This is a genomic window from Myxosarcina sp. GI1, assembly GCF_000756305.1.
In the GTDB taxonomy this organism is placed as follows: Bacteria; Cyanobacteriota; Cyanobacteriia; order Cyanobacteriales; family Xenococcaceae; genus Myxosarcina.
In genome coordinates this window covers 1-19,748 of the sequence record NZ_JRFE01000029.1, presented here as the reverse complement: position 1 = coordinate 19,748, position 19,748 = coordinate 1, and the positions used below count along the sequence as shown (strand labels likewise).

The 19,748-nt window shown below is 41.1% G+C and carries 12 protein-coding genes; 2 read left to right on the top strand and 10 right to left on the bottom strand.

Annotated features, from left to right (window positions below):
* Positions 1-64: 64 nt before the first annotated feature.
* The 8 genes from KV40_RS22760 to KV40_RS22725 all read right to left on the bottom strand — a co-directional run bounded on the left by KV40_RS22760 (position 65) and on the right by KV40_RS22725 (position 14,311).
* A complete protein-coding gene (locus KV40_RS22760; RefSeq protein WP_036486317.1) occupies positions 65-4,897 on the bottom strand; it encodes a type I polyketide synthase in 4,833 nt (1,610 codons plus the stop codon).
* 52 nt (positions 4,898-4,949) lie between these two features.
* On the bottom strand, positions 4,950-8,396 hold the full coding sequence (locus KV40_RS22755) for a non-ribosomal peptide synthetase (protein WP_036486315.1): 3,447 nt from the start codon (positions 8,394-8,396) through the stop codon (positions 4,950-4,952).
* A 32-nt stretch (positions 8,397-8,428) separates the two neighbouring features.
* Positions 8,429-9,982 (bottom strand): 3-oxoacyl-[acyl-carrier-protein] synthase III C-terminal domain-containing protein, encoded by a 1,554-nt coding sequence (locus KV40_RS22750; RefSeq protein ID WP_036486313.1) that lies wholly within the window; start codon positions 9,980-9,982, stop codon positions 8,429-8,431.
* A 115-nt stretch (positions 9,983-10,097) separates the two neighbouring features.
* The gene (locus KV40_RS22745; protein ID WP_172657325.1) at positions 10,098-10,499 is read right to left on the bottom strand and encodes a holo-ACP synthase; all 402 of its coding nucleotides are present in this window, start codon (positions 10,497-10,499) and stop codon (positions 10,098-10,100) included.
* A gap of 38 nt (positions 10,500-10,537) precedes the next feature.
* Entirely contained in the window at positions 10,538-11,857 is a 1,320-nt protein-coding gene (locus KV40_RS22740) for an anthranilate synthase component I family protein (RefSeq protein ID WP_036486311.1), read from the bottom strand.
* A 118-nt stretch (positions 11,858-11,975) separates the two neighbouring features.
* The gene (locus KV40_RS22735) at positions 11,976-13,589 is read right to left on the bottom strand and encodes a benzoate-CoA ligase family protein (RefSeq protein WP_036486309.1); all 1,614 of its coding nucleotides are present in this window, start codon (positions 13,587-13,589) and stop codon (positions 11,976-11,978) included.
* Positions 13,579-14,022: a holo-ACP synthase gene (locus tag KV40_RS22730; RefSeq protein WP_216595675.1), complete on the bottom strand. Its 444-nt coding sequence runs from the start codon at positions 14,020-14,022 to the stop codon at positions 13,579-13,581. Before KV40_RS22730 ends, KV40_RS22735 begins: the two co-directional genes overlap by 11 nt.
* Positions 14,023-14,059: 37 nt before the next feature.
* Entirely contained in the window at positions 14,060-14,311 is a 252-nt protein-coding gene (locus KV40_RS22725) for an acyl carrier protein (protein WP_216595674.1), read from the bottom strand.
* Positions 14,312-15,002: 691 nt separating this feature from the next.
* Between KV40_RS22725 and KV40_RS22720 the strand changes: the two genes are divergently transcribed.
* On the top strand, positions 15,003-17,552 hold the full coding sequence (locus KV40_RS22720) for a TonB-dependent siderophore receptor (protein ID WP_036486305.1): 2,550 nt from the start codon (positions 15,003-15,005) through the stop codon (positions 17,550-17,552).
* A 75-nt stretch (positions 17,553-17,627) separates the two neighbouring features.
* Here KV40_RS22720 and KV40_RS22715 read toward each other — a convergent pair whose 3' ends face one another.
* Positions 17,628-17,981: a DUF86 domain-containing protein gene (locus tag KV40_RS22715; protein WP_036486303.1), complete on the bottom strand. Its 354-nt coding sequence runs from the start codon at positions 17,979-17,981 to the stop codon at positions 17,628-17,630.
* Positions 17,971-18,282: a nucleotidyltransferase family protein gene (locus tag KV40_RS22710; RefSeq protein ID WP_036486301.1), complete on the bottom strand. Its 312-nt coding sequence runs from the start codon at positions 18,280-18,282 to the stop codon at positions 17,971-17,973. The genes KV40_RS22715 and KV40_RS22710 overlap by 11 nt, the downstream gene beginning before the upstream one ends.
* Before the next feature lie 97 nt (positions 18,283-18,379).
* Between KV40_RS22710 and KV40_RS22705 the strand changes: the two genes are divergently transcribed.
* Positions 18,380-19,693 carry an MFS transporter gene (locus tag KV40_RS22705; RefSeq protein ID WP_036486299.1) on the top strand — a complete coding sequence of 438 codons (1,314 nt, stop codon included), beginning with the start codon at positions 18,380-18,382 and terminating at the stop codon, positions 19,691-19,693.
* The last annotated feature ends 55 nt before the right edge of the window (positions 19,694-19,748 follow it).

Sequence of the window (19,748 nt, the reverse complement as noted above, 5' to 3'; positions counted from 1 at the left end):
GTGGGGGACTTTAAAAAATTTGTTCCCCCCAATGTTGGGGGGCTAGGGGGGCAAAATGATAACCTCAACCCAACCTACTTTGTTTGTTACCAATCTTGGTTAGAAGCTTGTTTAGTTCGGTTTGAGATAAATTAGCCGTGTATTGTTGGGAAGATTCAGCCGTATCTATTGGGTTTTCCTCCGTCTTCTCAATACCAACTACCTTTGCTAAATCTGCGATCGCGGGATGTTCAAATAACTGATTGGGTTTTAGCTGTAAGCCTTTTTCTTTGGCTTTTAATGCTACTTGGAAACTCAGAATAGAATCACCACCCAATTCAAAGAAATTATCGTAAATGCCTACTCGATCGATACCGAGAAGTTGTTGCCAAAGTTCTACCAAAATTTCTTCGCTGGAATTACGAGGACTAACGTAGGTATTACTCAACTGTGGACGAGGATATAATTGTTGCGTAGTAACCTCTGCTTGGGTTTCCATTGCTTTAGCCGAATGGTGTTGGGCGATCGCAGTTTCTAAATCCCTTCCCGTAACGACAACTTGGGGTAAACGATAATTAAGAATGCGTTTAAATGCCTCGATCCCTTCTTCGGCAGCAATGCTATTTTTCTGATTTTCTAGATAAAACGGTTTTAATTCCTCGGAAACTTCTATTTGTGAAGCCATGCCGACTGTTTGCCAGTTATCCCAATTAATTGCAACTGTAAAAGAATCATCTTTAGCATTGCGATAATGAGCGTAAGCATCTAAAAAGGCATTGGCAGCCACGTAATCTACTGCATATCCCCCCGAAAGAGAACTAAGAGAAGAAAACAGCACCGTAAAATCTAAAGGCGTATTTGCAAAAACTTTTTCTAGTACCAAAACTCCTTGTACTTTAGCAGCAAAAACTGTTTCTACGGGTTCTTTATCTCTAGACTCAATTTTGCCTGGAATTGCTACCCCTGCTGCGTGAATGATACCGTTAATTTCTCCAAAGCGAGCGTGTACTCGATTTACTAAGGCTTGCATTGAAGCGCGATCGCTCACATCGGCACTAGCAACTAAAACTTCTGCCCCTAATGCTTCTAAAGCCTGAATCTGTCGAATTTTTTCACTAAGAGAATTGCTTTCATCGTGAGAGTGTAACCATTCTTTCCATTGACTGCGGGGAGGAAATTGCGATCGTCCACAGAGAACTAATTTAGCTTTTACCGTTCTGGCTAGATATTCTGCTATAACCAAGCCAATACCGCCCAATCCACCCGTAATCAGATAAACTCCGCCCTCTCTTATATGTGAAGTTGATGTTGCCGAGGTAAAACGATCCTGTTGTGTTATCTCATTTATCCCCGTGTCCCCGTGTCCCCCCGTCTCCTCGTCATTTCGACTGAGGTTGATATCTAAAGACGACTTACTCTCTAGTCTGACGGGTTCAAAGGTTTGTATCCACCGATGTTTACTCCGATAGGCAATAATTTGGTCTGAAGTTGAAGTATAAACTTCTGTTATTAATTGTTCAGCAAGTTTTTCTTCTGAAACAGTAGGAAAGCTAACATCGATACTGCGACAAGAAATATGGGGATACTCTAAAGGAATCGTTTTAACCGCGCCGAGGATAGTGGCTTTCTCTGGAGTAATTACTTCCTCACCCGTAACCGACTGAAGATTGTTAGAAATAACAACAAAAGATAAATCCTCTCTGCGTTTCTGTGCGCGATCTTTCTTCACTAAAGCCTGCACGACAAACAATAAAGAACAAAATCCCCTTGTTTGAACATCCTCTTTTTGCTTTTCGGGTGTAACACTCCACAAATGCAAAATCTTACTTGGTGTCCAATTCAGATCGAACAACTCTTCAAACAAAGCCTCATAATCTCGTCTATTTTCGGGATTAATTGCATATAGTCTTTGATTTTGAGAATTTTTGCCTAAATAACTAAACTTATCGCCAATATAAATCGCGATCGCCTTTTGCCCTGCGATCTCTAACTGTTTTAAAATCTGCTTACCCAAACCTAATTCATCGACGAATACTAACCAAGATTCGGATTTTGCCCCCCTAGCCCCCCAAGTTTGGGGGGAATGGTTTTCAAAGTCCCCCATTTTTGGGGGATTTAGGGGGCTTATAGGTAATACCGAACGTTTCCAAGAAGGAACATAAAACCAGTCGGCGATATCTTGTTTTTTACCAGCTTTGTTTAAAGAATCCCAAATTTTAGCAGTTTTTTGAATAGAATTATCTTTCTCCCAGTCTCCTCCTCTGCCAGACTCCTCCTCTGCCAGACTTTTCGTCTTCCAACCCGAACTGATATTAATAGAAGGTTCGATCCAATAACGTTGACGTTCAAAAGGATAAGTCGGTAAAGGAATGCGGTTTAATTTTTCTCCGTTATAAAAACCCAACCAATCTGTTTTTACTCCCGCCAGCCAAAGCTGTCCTAATGTGTTCAACAAAAACCTGACATCAGACTGTTGTTCTTGAGGATGACGAAGGGAATTTAATACTACCTGTTGGGGTGGTTTATCTGGATGCTGTTTGGCTAATTTACTTAACGTTCTACCCGCGCCTACTTCTAATAAAATAGAGTCCGATCGCTTGAATAATTCCTGTAAGCCTTCTGCAAAGCGTACCGTTTGCCGTAGATGAGTCGTCCAGTAATCGGGATTAGTTGCTTCTTCGGCAGTAATCCAAGTACCCGTAACGTTAGAAACATAGGGGATTTGAGGGGGATTGAGCTTAATTTGAGAAACGCGATCGCCAAATGGTTTTAAAATTGGTTCCATCATTGCGGAATGGAAAGCATGAGAAGTATGAAGAAGACGACAATCAATCCCCTCATTTGTTAATCGATCTTGTAATGCTGCGATCGCCTCATTTGTTCCCGAAACTACGCAGTTCGATTTACCGTTAATTACCGCTAAAAAAATATTTTCATTTAATAAAGGCTGTATTTCCACTTCCGATAGAGGAATCGCTAACATACTCCCCGATGGTAGTTGCTGCATTAATTGACCCCGTACAGTTACCAAAGTTAAAGCATCTTCCAGAGAAAATACCCCTGCTATGGTTGCAGCGACATATTCCCCAATACTATGACCGATCGCAGCTACGGGTTTTATGCCCCAAGATATCCATAATTTGGCTAAGGCGTATTCAATAACAAAGATAGCTGGTTGAGCGATCGCCGTCTGCTGCAACTGCTGTGCTGCTTGTTCTGTATCTGCTTGTGGGTATAAATAAGCTTTTAAATCTAATCCCGATTGAGATTGCAGTAAGGCAAAACAGCGATCGCACTGCTGACGAAATACAGGTTCGGTTTCGTATAGTTCCCGCGCCATATTGACGTATTGCGAACCCTGCCCCGTAAACATAAACACTACGAGGCGATTTTTGGCTTCTTGATGTTGAGTTAAAATTCGTTCGGGCGATCTTAGGGCTTTAACTGCATCTTCGACGTTTTCAGTGACAACCAGACGACGATGACTAAACATCCGACGACCAACTTGTAAGGTATAAGCGATATCAGCGAGGTTCGTTTTTGGATGCTGTTCTAGATAATCAATTAAATTACTCGTAGCAGTTTCTAATGCCAAACTGGTTTTGGCGGACAGAATTAATAATTGCCAAAATTTCTTTTGACTTCTGACTTTTGACTTTTGACTTTTTAAAGGTGCTTCTTCTAAAATTACGTGAGCATTCGTACCGCCAAACCCAAAAGAACTAACAGCAGCGCGACGCAGTTTACCGTTGGTTTGCCATTTTTTTAATTCGGTATTGACGTAAAACGGGCTATTTTTAAAATCTATTTCAGGATTGGGTGCATCGAAATTGAGACTGGGTGGTATTACTTGGCGATCGAGTGCCAGAGCGGTTTTAATTAAACCTGTAATTCCCGCAGCAGCATCTAAATGTCCGACGTTGGTTTTTACCGAACCGATCGCACAATAACCTGTTTTATTCGTACTAGACTGAAAAGCCTGAGTCAAAGCAGCAATTTCAATCGGATCGCCTAAAGTAGTTCCCGTACCGTGTGCCTCAATATAAGATATGCTTTCTGGCTCTACTTCCGCCATAATTTGCGCCGAACGAATTACCTTAGCCTGTCCTTCCTGACTCGGTGCGGTGTAGCCAACTTTGAGCGCACCATCGTTATTAATTGCCGAACCTTTAATAGTTCCGTAAATATAATCGCGATCGGCGATCGCATCTTCTAAGCGTTTTAAAACTACAACCCCAATTCCGTTACCGCCAAGAGTGCCATTTGCCGAGGCAGCAAAGGCTCGACATTTACCATCGGGCGAGACAATTTGCCCTGGAGATAAAATTTCCTCTGTTTGGGGTACTTTCACCGCCACGCCAGCAGCTAAAGCCATGTCGCATTCTCCACTGAGTAAGCTTTGACAGGCTAAATGCACTGCGACTAAAGAGCTAGAGCAAGCCGTACCGACGCTAACGCTGGGACCTGTGAGGTTTAATTTATAGGATACGCGGGTGGGTAGGTAGTCTTTATCGACTCCTATTAGGGTGGGAACGAAACCTCTAGATTTAATTATTTCGTGACTGAGGTTATAGAGTAAATAGGTACTGATACCAACTCCTGCATAGACTCCAATCGGTCTAGTTTCTCGTTCCGAGTCATAACCCGCATTTTCCAAAGCCTCCCAAGCGCATTCTAAAAATAAGCGGTGTTGGGGGTCCATTGCTTCTGCTTCTCTAGGGTTGAAGCCAAAGAAGGAAGCATCGAACAGTTCGACATCTTCTAAAATGCCTCCTGCGGTAGTGGTATCTGGTAGGGTTGAGGTTAGTTCTTTACCGTCGATCAGGTTTTGCCAGAAGGCTTCGATATTTTTGCTTTTGGGAAAGCGTCCCGATAGTCCGATGATTGCTATTTCCAAGCCTGTTGTCGATCGTGTCATTTTTGTTTATTGGTAAAGTTTATGTTTCCGTAGGGGCAATTCATAAATTGCCCTAACTTACAGATTTCGATTTATGCAATCTCTGTCTGAGGCGGTTTTTTCCTGCGGCGATTTGTTCGATTAATTCTGGGTTTTCTGATTCTGCTGTGCTTTCTTGGGTTTGTAGATATTGGGCTAGAGAACGAATGGTGGGATATTTGAAGAGATCGACTATGGAAAAAGTTTCTAAGTTGTCTCCCGATTGATTTTTCAACTTGCTATAAACTTGAGTGATTAACAAAGAATTTCCGCCGATTTCAAAAAAGTTATGGTCGATTCCTACTTGTTCTAAGTCCAGTACCGTTTGCCAAATGCTTACAAGGGTTTCTTCGATCGCGTTTTGGGGTGGTGTGTAGGGGATGGCGAATTCTTGCAGTAATATTTCTGGGTTGGGAAGTGCGTTGCGATCGATTTTGCCGTTGGCGGAGAGGGGTAATTTTTCTAGATACATGAAGGCTGAGGGAATCATGTATTCGGACAGTTTTTCTTTGAGAAAACCGCGCAGTTCGTTACACGATATTTCTTCGTTGACTACCGCATAAGCGACGAGGCGTTGTTCTTTTGAGTTTTTACCTGCTACTACTACTACTGCTTTATCTACTGCGGGATGTTGAGTTAAAACTGCTTCGATTTCCCCTAATTCGATGCGATATCCGCCAATTTTGACTTGAAAATCTTCTCTTCCCAGAAATTCAATATTACCGTCGGGTAAGTAACATCCTAAATCCCCCGTGCGATACAATCTCTCACCCGTTTGGGGATGAACGATAAAACTTGCTGCGGTTTTGGCTTCATTTTGCCAGTAACCCATCGCCAAACCGATACCACCGATATATAGTTCTCCTGCAACCCAATTAGGACATGGTTCTAAAAAGCGATCGATGACGTGGAATTGCTGATTGATCATCGGACGACCATAAGGAATGCTTTTCCAGGCTGGATCTACTTTCTCGATAGGATATAAAATCGACCAGATTGAGGCTTCTGTTGCCCCTCCCAAGCTCATTACTTTTGCTTCTTTAGTTAGGGTTTGAATTTGTTGGGGTAGAGTAAGAGGTAGCCAGTCGCCACTGAGTAAAACTAAACGGAGACTATCTAGAACAACGTTGTTTTCGGCTGCATAGTCCACCATTATCTGCATTAAGGCTGGTACGGAGTTCCAAATGGTAACTTTGTATTGCGCGATCGCGTCATTCCAATGTGCGGGATCTCGTTCTTTATGTTTATCGGGAATAACAATCGTTCCGCCAGCAGCTAGAGTTCCGAAAATATCGTAAACGGACAGATCGAAACTGAGTGAAGAAAGGGCTAAAACGCGATCGCTTGGAGTTACGTTAAACCTCCGATTGATATCGAGAATAGTATTAACCGCACCGCGATGATTTATCATCACCCCTTTAGGAACACCTGTCGAACCAGAGGTATAAACTAGGTAAGCTAGATCGTCAGGGGTTTGTATTGGTTGTAGGGTTTCTTTGCTTTCCTCGGCTACATCTTCCAGACACAATATTTGGTAATTAGTTAGTTTTTCTTTGAACCAAGATTGGGTTAAAACTACGCTAACTTGACTATTTTGCAGTAAATAATCCCTACGTTCTTCAGGTAAATTAGGATCGATAGGGACATAAGCAGCACCAGCAGTTAAAATTCCCATTACCGCTACAACTTGTTCCCATCCTTTTTCCATCATCACCGCTACCAGTTGGTTGGGAGATACGCCAAGGGAACGCAGTTTATGAGCTACTTGATTTGAACACTCGTACAATTCTTGATAGGTGAGATTACCTTGAGAAGAAATTACTGCATATTCATCTTTGCTTTTATTTACTTGCGCTGCAAATAGAGTGTGTAGCATTTCCTCGGAAATCGGTGCAGCCGTATTGTTAATATGCGATCGCTGTTTTAATTGATGTTTTAAAAGTAATTCACGATTAATTCGTTCCCCCCAAGATTGGGGGGCTAGGGGGGCAGACATTACTTCAAGCAATCGACAGTAAGCCTCAAACATATCCTGAATCATTCCTGAAGGAAATAATTCTTCTACTACATCCCAATTGAAAGTTAATGCGCCTTTTTCCTCCCATACTTGCACGTCCATCCAGGCTTGAGAAGCTTGAGAAATGCCGTAAACCAGTTTGCCAAAATGACTGAAGGTAGAGGTTTCTTGTCCCAGGTTTTCTAAACCGAGAGTGCTGGTAAAGACAATCGGTATCGCACTAGGGGTAGTACCTTTTCTTTTCGCTAGTTCTCGCGTTACCCTCACGCCACTAAAGTAACGATGTTCTAAATCCTGCCATAGTTGCTGTTGCAGACTGGAAGCTCTTTTGTTGAAAGGTTCGGGGTGAGAATTATCTACTTCTAAGAGAGTGGCAGAAATAAAGTCACCTAAAAGCTCGTTCACTTGTGGATGCAAAGGCAGACGATTGAATAAAGCCAAACTAATCGTAAATTTTGGGCTTTTGCTCCAAATTGTCAGAATTTCGGTAAACGCAGCTAGTAATATACCCGAAGGAGTCAAACCCGCTTGAGTAGCTTGTTGTTTGAGTTGCTGCCATCGATCGCTTTCTAATCTTCCTGCATAACGCTTACAGAGATGCTGTTTCAGTTCGCTAGGACGTTTTGCTAGAGGCAAGTCGGGGGCAGGAGGTAAGCTATCCAGGCGATTTAACCAGTAATCACGCGATCGCTCGTATAGTTCTGTCTGCTGGATCTTTTGTTCGGTTAAGACGTAATCGCGAAAGGAAATCGTTAAAGGTTCGAGTTCTATCTGAGGATTTTCATAAAGTTGAAACCACTCATCGAATAATCGAAACAAACTCCAAGCGTCGAATATTTGTAAGTCGTAACTAACGTGCAAACGAAACCGTGTTTCATCTAACAGAGTGATGCGAAATTCAAATAAAGGAAAGCGATCTGTAGGTAAAACTTGATGGGACAGGCGATCGCGTATTGCTGCTAATTCTGTTTTAACTTCTGGTTCTTCTTTATCTCGTAAATCTAAAACTGGGATTTCATAAGTCGGAACAGTTTTTAAAACCTGCTGTCTTCCATCGGGTAAGACGATCGCTCTTAACATATCATGGCGATCGATTAATCTTTGCAATGTTGTATTTAGCCGATCTAAATCTAAATTCTTGCCTTCAATTTCGTAATAACCGTGATTGGCAACATTACCCAACTCAAACACTCCACTGCGACCTACCCAAAAGGCGTGCTGCATATCTGTTAGAGGAAAAGGTTCGTAGCGTTTATCTGATTCGGGAACAATGGTAGGTAAAGCAGTCGGATTGCTCTTATTTTGCCGCAATAACTTTAAAATTTCCGCTTTATACTCGATTAAAGAGTTTTTTAGTTCGGGGCTTAAAACTCCTTTGGGGGCATCAACGGCTAAGGAATCGCCATCAGCAGCTAATTTTACGCCTTTATCTAAAAGAGTTCGTAACAGTAAAAGTAAATTCATGGTTGCAATTAGTTTTTATAAAATTATTGGATTTATAAACTCAAAATTTCCCGTTCTGATGCTTCGTCGTTACTTACCAATTCGGGAATTACTAAAGTGCTTAAAGTTAACTTTTCTAGGATTAGTTGAGTTAGGGTATTTAAATTGTTGTCGCCAAAAAAGCTTTCTATTGGCACTCTGATTTCCAAATCTGCTTCAAGGCGACTTTTGAAGGAAAATGCCATCAATGAATCAAGCCACATAGTTAGGGGTTGAGAGGCATCAATTTCATTGGGTAAAACCTGTAAGGTATTAGCCAGCCATATAGTTAAGTAATTTTTAATTAACTCTTCTCTTAGTTCTGGTTTAACGGCTAAAATTTTCGCTTGAGAAAGTTTTGGTGTAGCGCGCTCTTTTTCTGATTTACCATTCAAAAGCGTAGTGGAATCTCCCCTGCACCCCGCCCCCTGCCCCCTTGCTGCTTCAAGGGTAAGTTCCGAACTCAACTCATGCTTGGGTGCTGCTGGTGCTTTTCCTAAAGCGACATCTCCCCAACGCATAACTGTAGCTGCTGCGGTAGCGGATGCGCCGTTAGTGTATACCAGAACTAGACTATTTTCTTTAATCTTTCCTTCCTTAACAGCATGGTAGAGATTAGCCACAGGAAAGACAACCCCAATATTGCCATAATAAGGATAAAGATTGAGGGTGCGTTCTGGTGCGATACCTAAAGCCCTGGCACAAACATGAGCATACCAAGCGGTAGGGGTATTAAATACAAAAAAATCGATTTCTGCTAAATCTACTCCCGCTTTAAGCGCAGCCTCTTGACAGCAAGTACGAACACAATCTACGGCTGTTTCTGCTAAACTGCTAGCGTTTTCTCCCGTTTGCGTTAGTATTCGCGGTTTACCTTCTCTGCCAATTTCTAATTGATGATGGTAAGCCCCGTAGGTATTAGCAGTAGACACTACTTTACTAGCCAAAACACCCCGATCTGGTTTTAGTTTACCGACTACAAAAGCCCCCGCACCATCTCCCATCGACCAAGCTAGAGTATCCGTTTCTCGTACCGTATTCGAGCCAAAGTGAGAGACAATAACTAAAGCATTGTTATATTCTCCCGTTTGAATTAGAGCGCGAGCGTTTTGCAATGCCACTAAAGCACTAGAACAAGTAGATTCTAGATTCCAGACGGGACAGTTAAAACCTAATTTTCGCGCCAATAGAGTAGTATTATCCAAGCCCAGATTATCGGCAAACAGAGATGTCACCATTACTACATCCACTTCCGCCACATTCAGTTTGGCTGCGGTTAACGCCTCCGTCGCAGCCTGATACTGAACTTCTAAAGTAGATTCATTTCCCAATACACGCCGTTCGACACTCCCCCGAAAAGGATCTGATAAATAAGGTGCAACCTCCTGCGACCAAAGATCGAAGCCGTTATCTACCGAACTCGGTACAACAGAACGATTTCTTCTTCGTCTGGGTTGAGAACGCACCATATCAGGATATTTTTGCTGCCAATAATCGTTAGTGCGAATGACGCTGGGAAAGCTAACGGCTAAAGAATGGATACCTATAGCTGTGGAGTGTGTGGACATGAGTTATTTGATTTAAATGACTGATGTGGAGACTTGGGGACTTGGGGACTGGGAGAGATAGAAACTGAAAAAAGTTTTATTTTGAGTCATCACACAGACTCAATGTGAGAAATCTCTAAACTATTGCAACTACACTAGCGACGGCATGAGTGGTGGTATGACTGATGCTTATTAACCATTGTGCAATCCCCAATCTTGTTGCTATTGCTTGGCATTGACCGAATAGAATTACTGAAGGCTGTCCTGTAGATAATCGTAGAATTTCAAGATCGAGATAAGAAAATTCGCGTCCGTTATCTAAAATATTGATAATTGCTCTTTTAGCAGCCCAACGCCCCGCTAGATATTGAATTCTTCTTTCACCAATATAGTTAACGTTAAGTTCTACATCTGTATAGTGTTGTTGAATAAAATTTTCTCTTCCTTCTAAAAGCTGTTTAAAAGGCTGAATTTTTATTACTTGCAAACTACTATTAGGAGTCTGGAAACGAACGGGTACTTTTGCATACATTGTCATTTCATTTATCATTTATCACATGCTAAATGTTTAATGTTTTACTTCAACACCAAATTATTCAACATCGTATTCATCTTATTAACCGACTCGATATACTCATTTTCAGGCACTGATTCGGCGACAATACCCGCCCCTGCATTGAGTTGAATGCAATCGCCATATTGAAATACCGAACGAATTGCGATCGCAATATCTGCTTCTCCCTGACTATTTACCCAACCAACTCCACCAGCATAAATACCTCTTGGTTCTTCTTCCAGGCGATCGATCCATTCCAGGGCTTTTTCTTTATTAATCCCCGATACGGTGATTCCTGGAAACAATACTTTTAAAGCATCCCAAAGAGTATTATCTGTCTTTAGTTGACCGCCAACTCTTGAGGATAGATGCTGTACGCAGCGATATTGTTTGACCTCCATAAAGTTTAAAATCTTTACCGTTTCTGGTACGCAAACCGCAGCAATTTCATCTTGTGCTAACCACACCGAAAGGGCGTGTTCTTTGACTTCTTTGGCATCGGTAAATAGTTCGTTGTTGAATTGAATATCTTCGTCGATACTGACACCGCGAGGTCTAGTTCCCGCTAGAGGATTAGTAATTACAAAACCATTGCGATCGACTTCCATCAAAGTTTCGGGACTAAAACCCACTGCACCTATATCGCCCAAATTGAAACAATATGACCTTGCAGAATTGTTAGTTTTGCCAGCTAAAACATAAGTTCCTAAAATATCTAGTTCTCCAGCCAGCTTAAGCGATCGCGCAATAATTGCTTTATGCAAACGTTGGTTCTTAATAGCTTCAATTAAACTGCTAATAGAGTTTTGATAGTTTTTGCGATCGCTACCATCTAAGTCAAAAGCTGCTGCTTGGTAATCTGGTAACTGGGTATCGATAAATAGTTGTCTTCTTACAAAATCTAGTGACTGAGTGGTTTTGATTCTTACTCCCTGTGAAGTAAAGTGCAGTTCGGTTTCGGGGATTACAAAATAAGATAATGGCTGCGAACTAACTTGAGAATAAGAAGAATAAAAACGCGCCAGATCGAAAGCGGTGTAACCATAAGCCGTCCAGTCTTCAATAGACACAGAATTTAATAAAGCCTCTACCTGCTTTAAAGGATCGCTGACGGGTTCGACAGTAGACTTTCCTGCATTGTCGAGTAAAACCTTATCTTGAGTAACTACTACCTTCGCTAATTCCCCACCAGCAATACGAACTTCGTCCTTACCTTCGTATAAAACATATTTACTAAAAATTCCAGCTTCAAGAAGATTATGGAGAACGATAATTGCTTCCCTTTGCCCTGGAACAAAGGTTTCGCGATACTTAACTGCGGTTTTAAATTCTACGACCATTGATTTAATGATGAATTATGAATAATGAATTAAATCTTTTTGCCTTTTGTACGGCGGTTCCCTAAAGGACTTGCTGAGTCTAACGACTTGCTTCGCAAACGCATCGCGCGAACCGCCTCTAACTTTTGACTTTTACCTTCTGATGTTTCAATCGCTGACGATGAACTTTTCCTGTAGAGGTACGGGGCAAACTTTCAACAAAGTAAATCTGTTTCGGGGTTTTAAAATGAGGTAAGTGCTGTTTGGCGAAAGTGCGAATACTTCTTTCTATCTCCACGTCAGGCTGTTGTTCGGATTTCAAACTAATATGGGCGGAAATCTCCGTAAGTCGATCGCCGTTACTATATTCTGGAACTATTGCCACTTCCAATACTTGTGGATGCTGGTACAAAACCGCTTCTATTTCAAAAGGCGAGATCCATTGACCGTTAACTTTAAATAAGTCATCGCCTCTTCCCATAAAATAAAACCAACCATCGCGATCGCGTTTATATTTATCGCCAGTTTTCATGGTATTGCCGTAGATAGCTTGACGAGTTTTTTGCAGTTGATTCCAGTAGCCCAACATTAAACTGTCACCACTTACCTGTAGTTCGCCAATTTCTTCATCTTCACAGAGAAGACCATTTTCATCGACAACCCGCACATCATAACCAGGTACGGGACGACCAGAACTACCCGATCGCGAATCTCCTAAACGGTTAGAAAGAAATATATGCAAAAATTCGGTCGTACCTATTCCCTCACAAATCTCTATGCCATGCCTATCTTTCCATTGCTGCCAAATACTTTTGGGTAGCTGTTCTGCTGCGGAAACGCACAAACGCAGAGAAGACGAATCTAAAGCTGCAATCTCTTGTACCTCTAGAATTCGGGCATAAACGCTAGGTATACCAAAGAAAACCGACGGTCGATATTTATGAATATCTTCGATAATATCGAAAGCATTATTAGCATCAGACAGAACTGAAGTCGCGCCAACTGCGATCGGGAAATAAAGACTATTACCCAAACCATAGGCAAAGGCAATATTGGCAACAGAATAAATAACGTTTTCTGGATCTAAACCTAGAATACCTTTAGCATATTGTTCGATACACACTAAAGCACTACGATGGGCATGAATTACCCCTTTGGGTTTGCCCGTACTGCCCGAAGTATATAGCCAAAAAGCTGCTTCGTCGGGTGATGTCGGCGCACAAGAAGTTAACTCTGGAGAATCTTCCAACAAAGATAAGAAAGACCTTTCGCCATCTACTAGTAAGACGTGACGTAAATAATCTGATAAAAGATAGCCAATTTCCCTGTTCCCCCGTCTCCCCGTCTCCCCGTCTCCCTCCACAAACAACTGACGGGACAATTCCAATTTTTCTGCCCATGCTTTACTGGTTAACAAAACCTTTATACGCGAGTCTTGCAGAATGTAATCAATTTCTTCTTCAGAACAAGCAGGATTAATCGGTACGGGGACGGCACCAAGCCAGATTGCTCCTAAGAAAAATACAACAGACTCTATACAATTGGTCAATAATATCCCCACCCGATTTTCTCTTTCGACACCGAGTTTGGTTAGTAAACCAGCATTACGTTGTACTAAATTACTTAACTGCGAATAGGTATAGGTGCGATCTTTGTCGCAAAATGCGAATTTATTTTCATTACCTCGCTGTAGATTAGCCTCTAGTAAATAGTCAGCGAGGTTAAAAACATTTGGTATTTTCTTAATTTTCATTTATCCGTTCCTCAGAGAAACCTAAAACGTTCACTAACACGCAATCTTGCCATTCCCACCAATCGACCCACCATTTTTGTATACATAGTTTTTGTGCCTGTGTCTTGGCTTTGCCAGATAAATTCACTGATACAAGTTCTTTACTTATATCGGCTTCAATTTCATGCCAGTCAATTCCTACTAAACCAGTACCTAACGCTTTGCCAACGGCTTCTTTAATGCCAAAGCATAAGGCATAGTAGATAAAAGAATTATTCACTAACTGACAATAACTTTGTTCGCGATCGCTAAAAATCAGACTTAAAGTTTTGCGATCGCTAGCATTAATTAATCTGGCAATTTTGGATATGGATGCAATGTCAACACCCACTGCTTGAATTTTTGTTCTATGAGCGAGTTTGCCAGCGCAATATAGTTCATTGATTTCCTTCACTATATAAAATAATTTGCAATAAGTAAAGCTAAATTTTTTAGTTATTGCGTTCTGTCATTGCAGAGGCGATCGCGTCAGAAACTTCTGCTAAAGTCTTATCCTGACGGCTTTCTAACTTTACCTTTACTCCCAATCTGCGCTTTAATGCCAGAGAAATTTCAACTATTTCCGTAGAATCTAGCTGTAAATCTCGATTGATTGCAGCATTTGCTCTAATTAAATCTTTAGGAATCCCTAAATCTTTGAGTATCTCTTTAAGGTGATTCATTGCTTTTACAGTGTCTGTCACACTATCCAGCCTCCTATCTCCAACAATTCAATACACCAAAATTGCTTTATCTGGCGATCGCTTATTGAGAATTAGTTTTAATAAACTTGATAATCCAGATAGTACCATCTTTATTTCTAAAAAAATACCCAATCGCAGATCGTTAAGTTTTTGTGTTGCTATTCAAAAAAGCTATTAAAAGAATTTATCAATAAGTTTGGAGAACTGAGTTTATTAAGAACTGTTTCTATTTAGCTTGTAAGGTGATTTAAGTAACAACTTTGCTAAAATCTGACTTTCCAATGCTTTTGGCGACAAAGCGGAAAAGTTTTTGTCGAACGACATCACCCTTTCAAAATTTGTTTTTAATTTTATTGACTATAGATTTCATTAAGCTATAAGATTACTTTGGCAAATACATACCGATTTTAAAATGATATTTAACTAAAATTGCACGCTTATTTAGGTTGTTTCACGGCTTTTGTCATTTCAGACAGAGAAATATCCAAAACAACCAATTTTAACTATTGACAATAATTAATTTAATTTACTGCAAATTATTTGCAGTAAATTAAAAATTTAGCTGGCGTATGTGTCTGCAATGCAGATCGTGGATTTTATTGACGGTCTTGGTTTGGCTTGCGCGATTAGCTTTGCAAGATCGCGGAGTGAGATCGCGCTTAATACGAACAAAAAATTTTAGTGTAAGTTAATGAAAATAAAATTAGACAATCTTGTTTTTTTCGTGAGTTGGTTGGGGATATCAATCTGTTTATCTGAAGTGCAGCCAGTCCTGGCAAAAACAGAGGCTTTAACAGATGTTGCTTCTCAAAATAGACAGACAAGCTCTTCTATATCTGCCCGAGATTTGCTAGCTCAGGAAAATACCCAATCTCAACTGGTTCGGATTACGGAAATAAAACTAGAGCAAACAGAGCGTGGACTAGAAATAACTTTCCAAACACCTTCAGGACAACGATTAGTACCTTTAATCCTTCCAGAAGGAAATAATCTGGTTATCGATATTCTTGATGCTACCTTAGCTTTGCCAGAGGGAGATAAATTTAATCAAACCAATCCCGTAGAAGGCATTAGGGAAGTTAATGTTACTCAAGTAGATGACAGCAGCATTCGCGTGACTATCGCAGGCGAAGGGCAAACACCTGATGCTGAAGTAATTCCATCGCAGGAAAACTTAGTATTGAGTGTTACCCCAGAAGCAAGTACGACACAAACCGAAGCGGATGAAGAAATTGAAATTATCGCTACGGGAGAAGCAGAGGACGATGATTATTTTGTTCCTGATGTTACATCTGTTACTCGAACCGAAACACCAATTCTCGATACTCCAGAATCGATTCAGGTAGTTCCCCAAGAAGTCTTAGAAGACCAACAGGTAATTCGCCTTGATGAAGCCTTGCGTAACGTTAGTGGGGTAACATTTGGCGGTACGGATTTGGGGAGAAATTTGCAGTTTAGCATTCGTGGTTTTGACGAAGCACCGATTTTGCGTAATGGTTTTCGGCAATTTGGCGCGGATGTGGTTCCAGAGATAGCAAATTTAGAACGGGTAGAAGTATTAAAAGGACCAGCCTCAATTCTATATGGAGAAATAGACCCTGGGGGTTTAATCAACATCGTCACCAAAAAGCCTACATCCGAACCCTTTTATGAAATCCAAGGTCAGTTTGGCAACCGCGATTTTATTAGTCCTAGCATCGATTTTTCAGGACCATTAACCGAAGATGGAAACGTACTCTATCGACTCAATGCCCTATATCGTAGCAGTGACGATATTCAGGATGTTGACGAAAATATCGAAAGGTTTTTTATCTCACCCGTAGTTACCTGGAAAATAGGCGATCGCACCGATATTGATTTTGAGTTAGTATATTTCGATGAAGATCGACCACCCAGTTTTGGTTTACCTGCCATTGGTAACGAAATTGCCGACATTCCCTACGATCGCATTACCAACGAACCCGATGACTTTGGTGAAGAAGAATTTCTCAGTGCTGGTTATGACTTGGAGCATCGATTTAACGATAAGTGGAAATTGCGGAATGCTTTTCGCTACACGCAACAAAACGGCTTACTAGAAGTGGCTTTTCCTTTTGAAATTGACGATGAAACGGGTGATGTGTTTCGTTTTTGGGCGGCACAACCCCAAGAAGGAGAGAGTTATTCTTTACAAACCAGTACCGAGGGAGAGTTTGCTACGGGTGCGATCGATCATCAGGTTTTATTTGGCTTAGATCTTAATTTAACCGAAGATAATTTTAACGATTTAATTCGCTTGGATCTTGAAACTCCTTTGGAATTAGATTTATTTAACCCCGTATACGGTACATCCCCCAGACCAGATTTTGATACTTTACCCTTAATTAGCGATCGCGAAACGGAAACTCGACGACTGGGACTTTTTGCTCAAGATCGCTTCTCTTTTGGCGATAATTTCTTTCTTTTAGCAGGGTTGCGTTACGACACTGTAGAACAAATCGTTACCGATAATTTGGAACAAACAGAAGTCAGCAATACTAACGATAATCTTACTCCTCGTGTAGGAGTAGTTTACAAACCTATCGATACGGTTTCTCTCTATGCCAGCTATTCCCAATCCTTTAGACCCAATACGGAAACCACATCTGAAGGAGAAGCTTTAGACCCTGAAGAAGGAGAAGGTTTTGAAGTTGGAGTTAAATCTGAGTTTTTAGAGGGAGATTTATTGGCGACTTTGGCTTATTTCAACATTACCAAGCAAAACGTTGCCACTGAAGATCCCGAAGATCCTTTTTCTGTGGTGGCTACGGGAGAACAAGAAAGCCAGGGTATCGAACTGGATGTAGTAGGTGAAATTATGCCTGGATGGAATGTTATTGCTTCCTATGCTTATATAGATGCCGAAGTTACCGAAGACAATATTTTTGAAATTGGCAACCGCCTTAACAACGCTCCCGAAAACAGTGCCAGTTTATGGACGACTTATGAAATTCAAAAAGGCAATCTACAAGGACTCGGTTTGGGTTTGGGTTTTAACTTTGTTGGCGAAAGACAGGGAGATTTAGATAATTCTTTTGAATTAGATAGTTATTTTCTGACCAATGCTGCCGTGTCTTACGAGCGTAATAACTGGCGTGCGGCACTTAATTTTAGAAATATATTCGATGTGGACTACATAGCAGGTGCTTCTACTGTAAGAGTTAGAGGTAACGATCGCGGCGAGCCTTTTACGGTGTTGGGTTCGATTTCATTTGAGTTTTAAACCGTATTTACCACTTCGATTAATGTCTTAGCCGTAGCACTTAGTGGATGAATTAGGACAATTTTGGAGCGATCGCTAACTTTCTTTGTCTAAATTTTCTATTAATTCTTCTAGCTGATGCACTAATAACGGTAAATCAGTTTGAATTGTTTCCCAAACAATATTTAAATTTACCCGGAAATACTCGTGAATTATCAAGTTACGAATTCCACGAATATCTACCCAAGGAATTTCTGGATACAACAATTCTACTTCTGGCAAAAGTTGACTAGCTACTTCGCCAATGACTGCCAAATTATACAAAACCGCTTTTATCGTTTTCGGATCTCGTTCAAAATCAGCAAAAGACATTCCTGCTGTAAAAGTTGCAATTTCAGCACACATTGCCAGAATATCCTGAAGTCGTCGGCGCAAATCTCTAGAAGACACGCACCGCCTCCTGTAAAACTTTTTCTCGTAAATGTGCTTTTAAAGAATCAAGTGTTCCCAAATCAACTGGACAGTCCAAAATCTTCTCTAAATATCGTTTTAAGCGAACAAAGGTAAATAAACCTATAGTTTGCTCGAATTCAACTAATAAATCTACATCGCTTTCGGTATTTGCGTCATCTCGTGCCACTGAGCCAAAAAGCAAGAGAGACTTAACTTGAAATTCTTCCAAATTGGGTTTGTATCTGTTCAATCGTATCAGTACATCATCTCGCTTGAGCGATCGCTTATGATTTTCCATTTTATTTTCAATTGTAATTTTTGTATTCAGTATCTTTATACCAATTAGCAAAAAGAATACGACAGATAACTTTATCTCCCCTACTCCCTCTTAACAAGTGCGTAAATTTATCATAATTTGGCTCGGTCAATTAGCTTCCATGCTTGGTTCGGAAATGACCAATTTTGCCATTACAATTTGGGCTTGGTCGGTTACTCAACAGGCAACTCCCCTATCTTTTATCTTGTTTTTTACTCAAACTCCCAAGGTGATTGCTGCCTTGTTTGCGGGGGTATTGGTCGATCGCCTGAATCGCCAAAAATTAATGATGGTAGGAGATTTATTGGCTGGTTGTTCGACAATCGCCATTTTATTCTTGTTTTTGGGCGATCGCCTAGAAATTTGGCATCTTTACTTTACTGCTGCGGTCAATGGCTTGTTTGGTTCCTTGCAGGGTTTGGCTTATTCTGCTTCTCTCTCGTCTATCGTTCCCAAGCAGCATTACACCAGAGCTACTGCCCTTAATTCGGTTCGGATGTCGGGAGCCTATATTTTAGCTCCTGCTTTAGCAGGAACTCTCTACCCGATAATTGGACTAACGGGTATTCTAGTTATCGACATTATTACCTTTATTATTGCTGTTAGCACCCTTAGTATCGTTCGTATACCCCAATTTAGGCAGAATCCAGTCATTCGACATTCTAATCTCAAACAAGATTTAACTCTTGGCTTTCGCTATCTGCTACAACATCCTGGTTTACTAGCCATACTTATCTTTTTTTTACTAGAAAATTTAATTGAAAATATTAATTTTGCCATTCTGCCCGCGATGATTTTAGCTCGTAGCGGTAACGACTCAACTACCTGGGGCAGACTTTTAACTAGCTTTGGCATCGGCGGCGTATTAGGTGCGGCAACTCTTAGTATTTGGGGCGGTTTTAAACGTCGCATTCACGGAATTTTACTTGGTAGTGCGATTTGGAAACTGGGTTTAATCGTGTTATCCCTTACCCGAACTACGTCTGTAAAGATTGGCGCAGCCCTAACCTGCGGTTTTTGCTCTCCCTTCCCCGATAGTTCTAACCAAGCAATTTGGATGTCAAAAGTCAAACCAGATCTGCAAGGACGAGTTTTTGCCGCTCGCGATCTCATCGCTCAGATTGCCATTCCTCTAGGAGCCGCGATCGCAGGACCTCTAGCAGATCGCTTTTTCGAGCCAGCTATGCGAAAAGGGGGTAGTTTGGCTCCAATCTTTGGCGGTTTATTTGGTACTCAAATCGGTGCGGGTATGGCACTGGCGATCGCTTTATTTTCTAGTTGTGGTTTTCTATTAGCATTGGGAGGTTATGCTTTTCCTTCATTACGAGAAGTGGAAAAACGAATAGCAGACCACGAGTCAGAAATGCAAACTAGCAATAACATTTGGCGTTAGTAAATTAAAGTACGATTTTTAGAAAAAGCGATGCGACCCACAGAGGCTACCGCCT

Bases quoted from the DNA above. Each gene is read 5' to 3' on its own strand.
- KV40_RS22760 (WP_036486317.1), bottom strand. From the start codon at position 4,897: ATGACACGATCGACAACAGGCTTGGAAATAGCAATCATCGGACTATCG.
- KV40_RS22755 (WP_036486315.1), bottom strand. From the start codon at position 8,396: ATGAATTTACTTTTACTGTTACGAACTCTTTTAGATAAAGGCGTAAAA.
- KV40_RS22750 (WP_036486313.1), bottom strand. From the start codon at position 9,982: ATGTCCACACACTCCACAGCTATAGGTATCCATTCTTTAGCCGTTAGC.
- KV40_RS22745 (WP_172657325.1), bottom strand. From the start codon at position 10,499: ATGACAATGTATGCAAAAGTACCCGTTCGTTTCCAGACTCCTAATAGT.
- KV40_RS22740 (WP_036486311.1), bottom strand. From the start codon at position 11,857: ATGGTCGTAGAATTTAAAACCGCAGTTAAGTATCGCGAAACCTTTGTT.
- KV40_RS22735 (WP_036486309.1), bottom strand. From the start codon at position 13,589: ATGAAAATTAAGAAAATACCAAATGTTTTTAACCTCGCTGACTATTTA.
- KV40_RS22720 (WP_036486305.1), top strand. From the start codon at position 15,003: ATGAAAATAAAATTAGACAATCTTGTTTTTTTCGTGAGTTGGTTGGGG.
- KV40_RS22710 (WP_036486301.1), bottom strand. From the start codon at position 18,282: ATGGAAAATCATAAGCGATCGCTCAAGCGAGATGATGTACTGATACGA.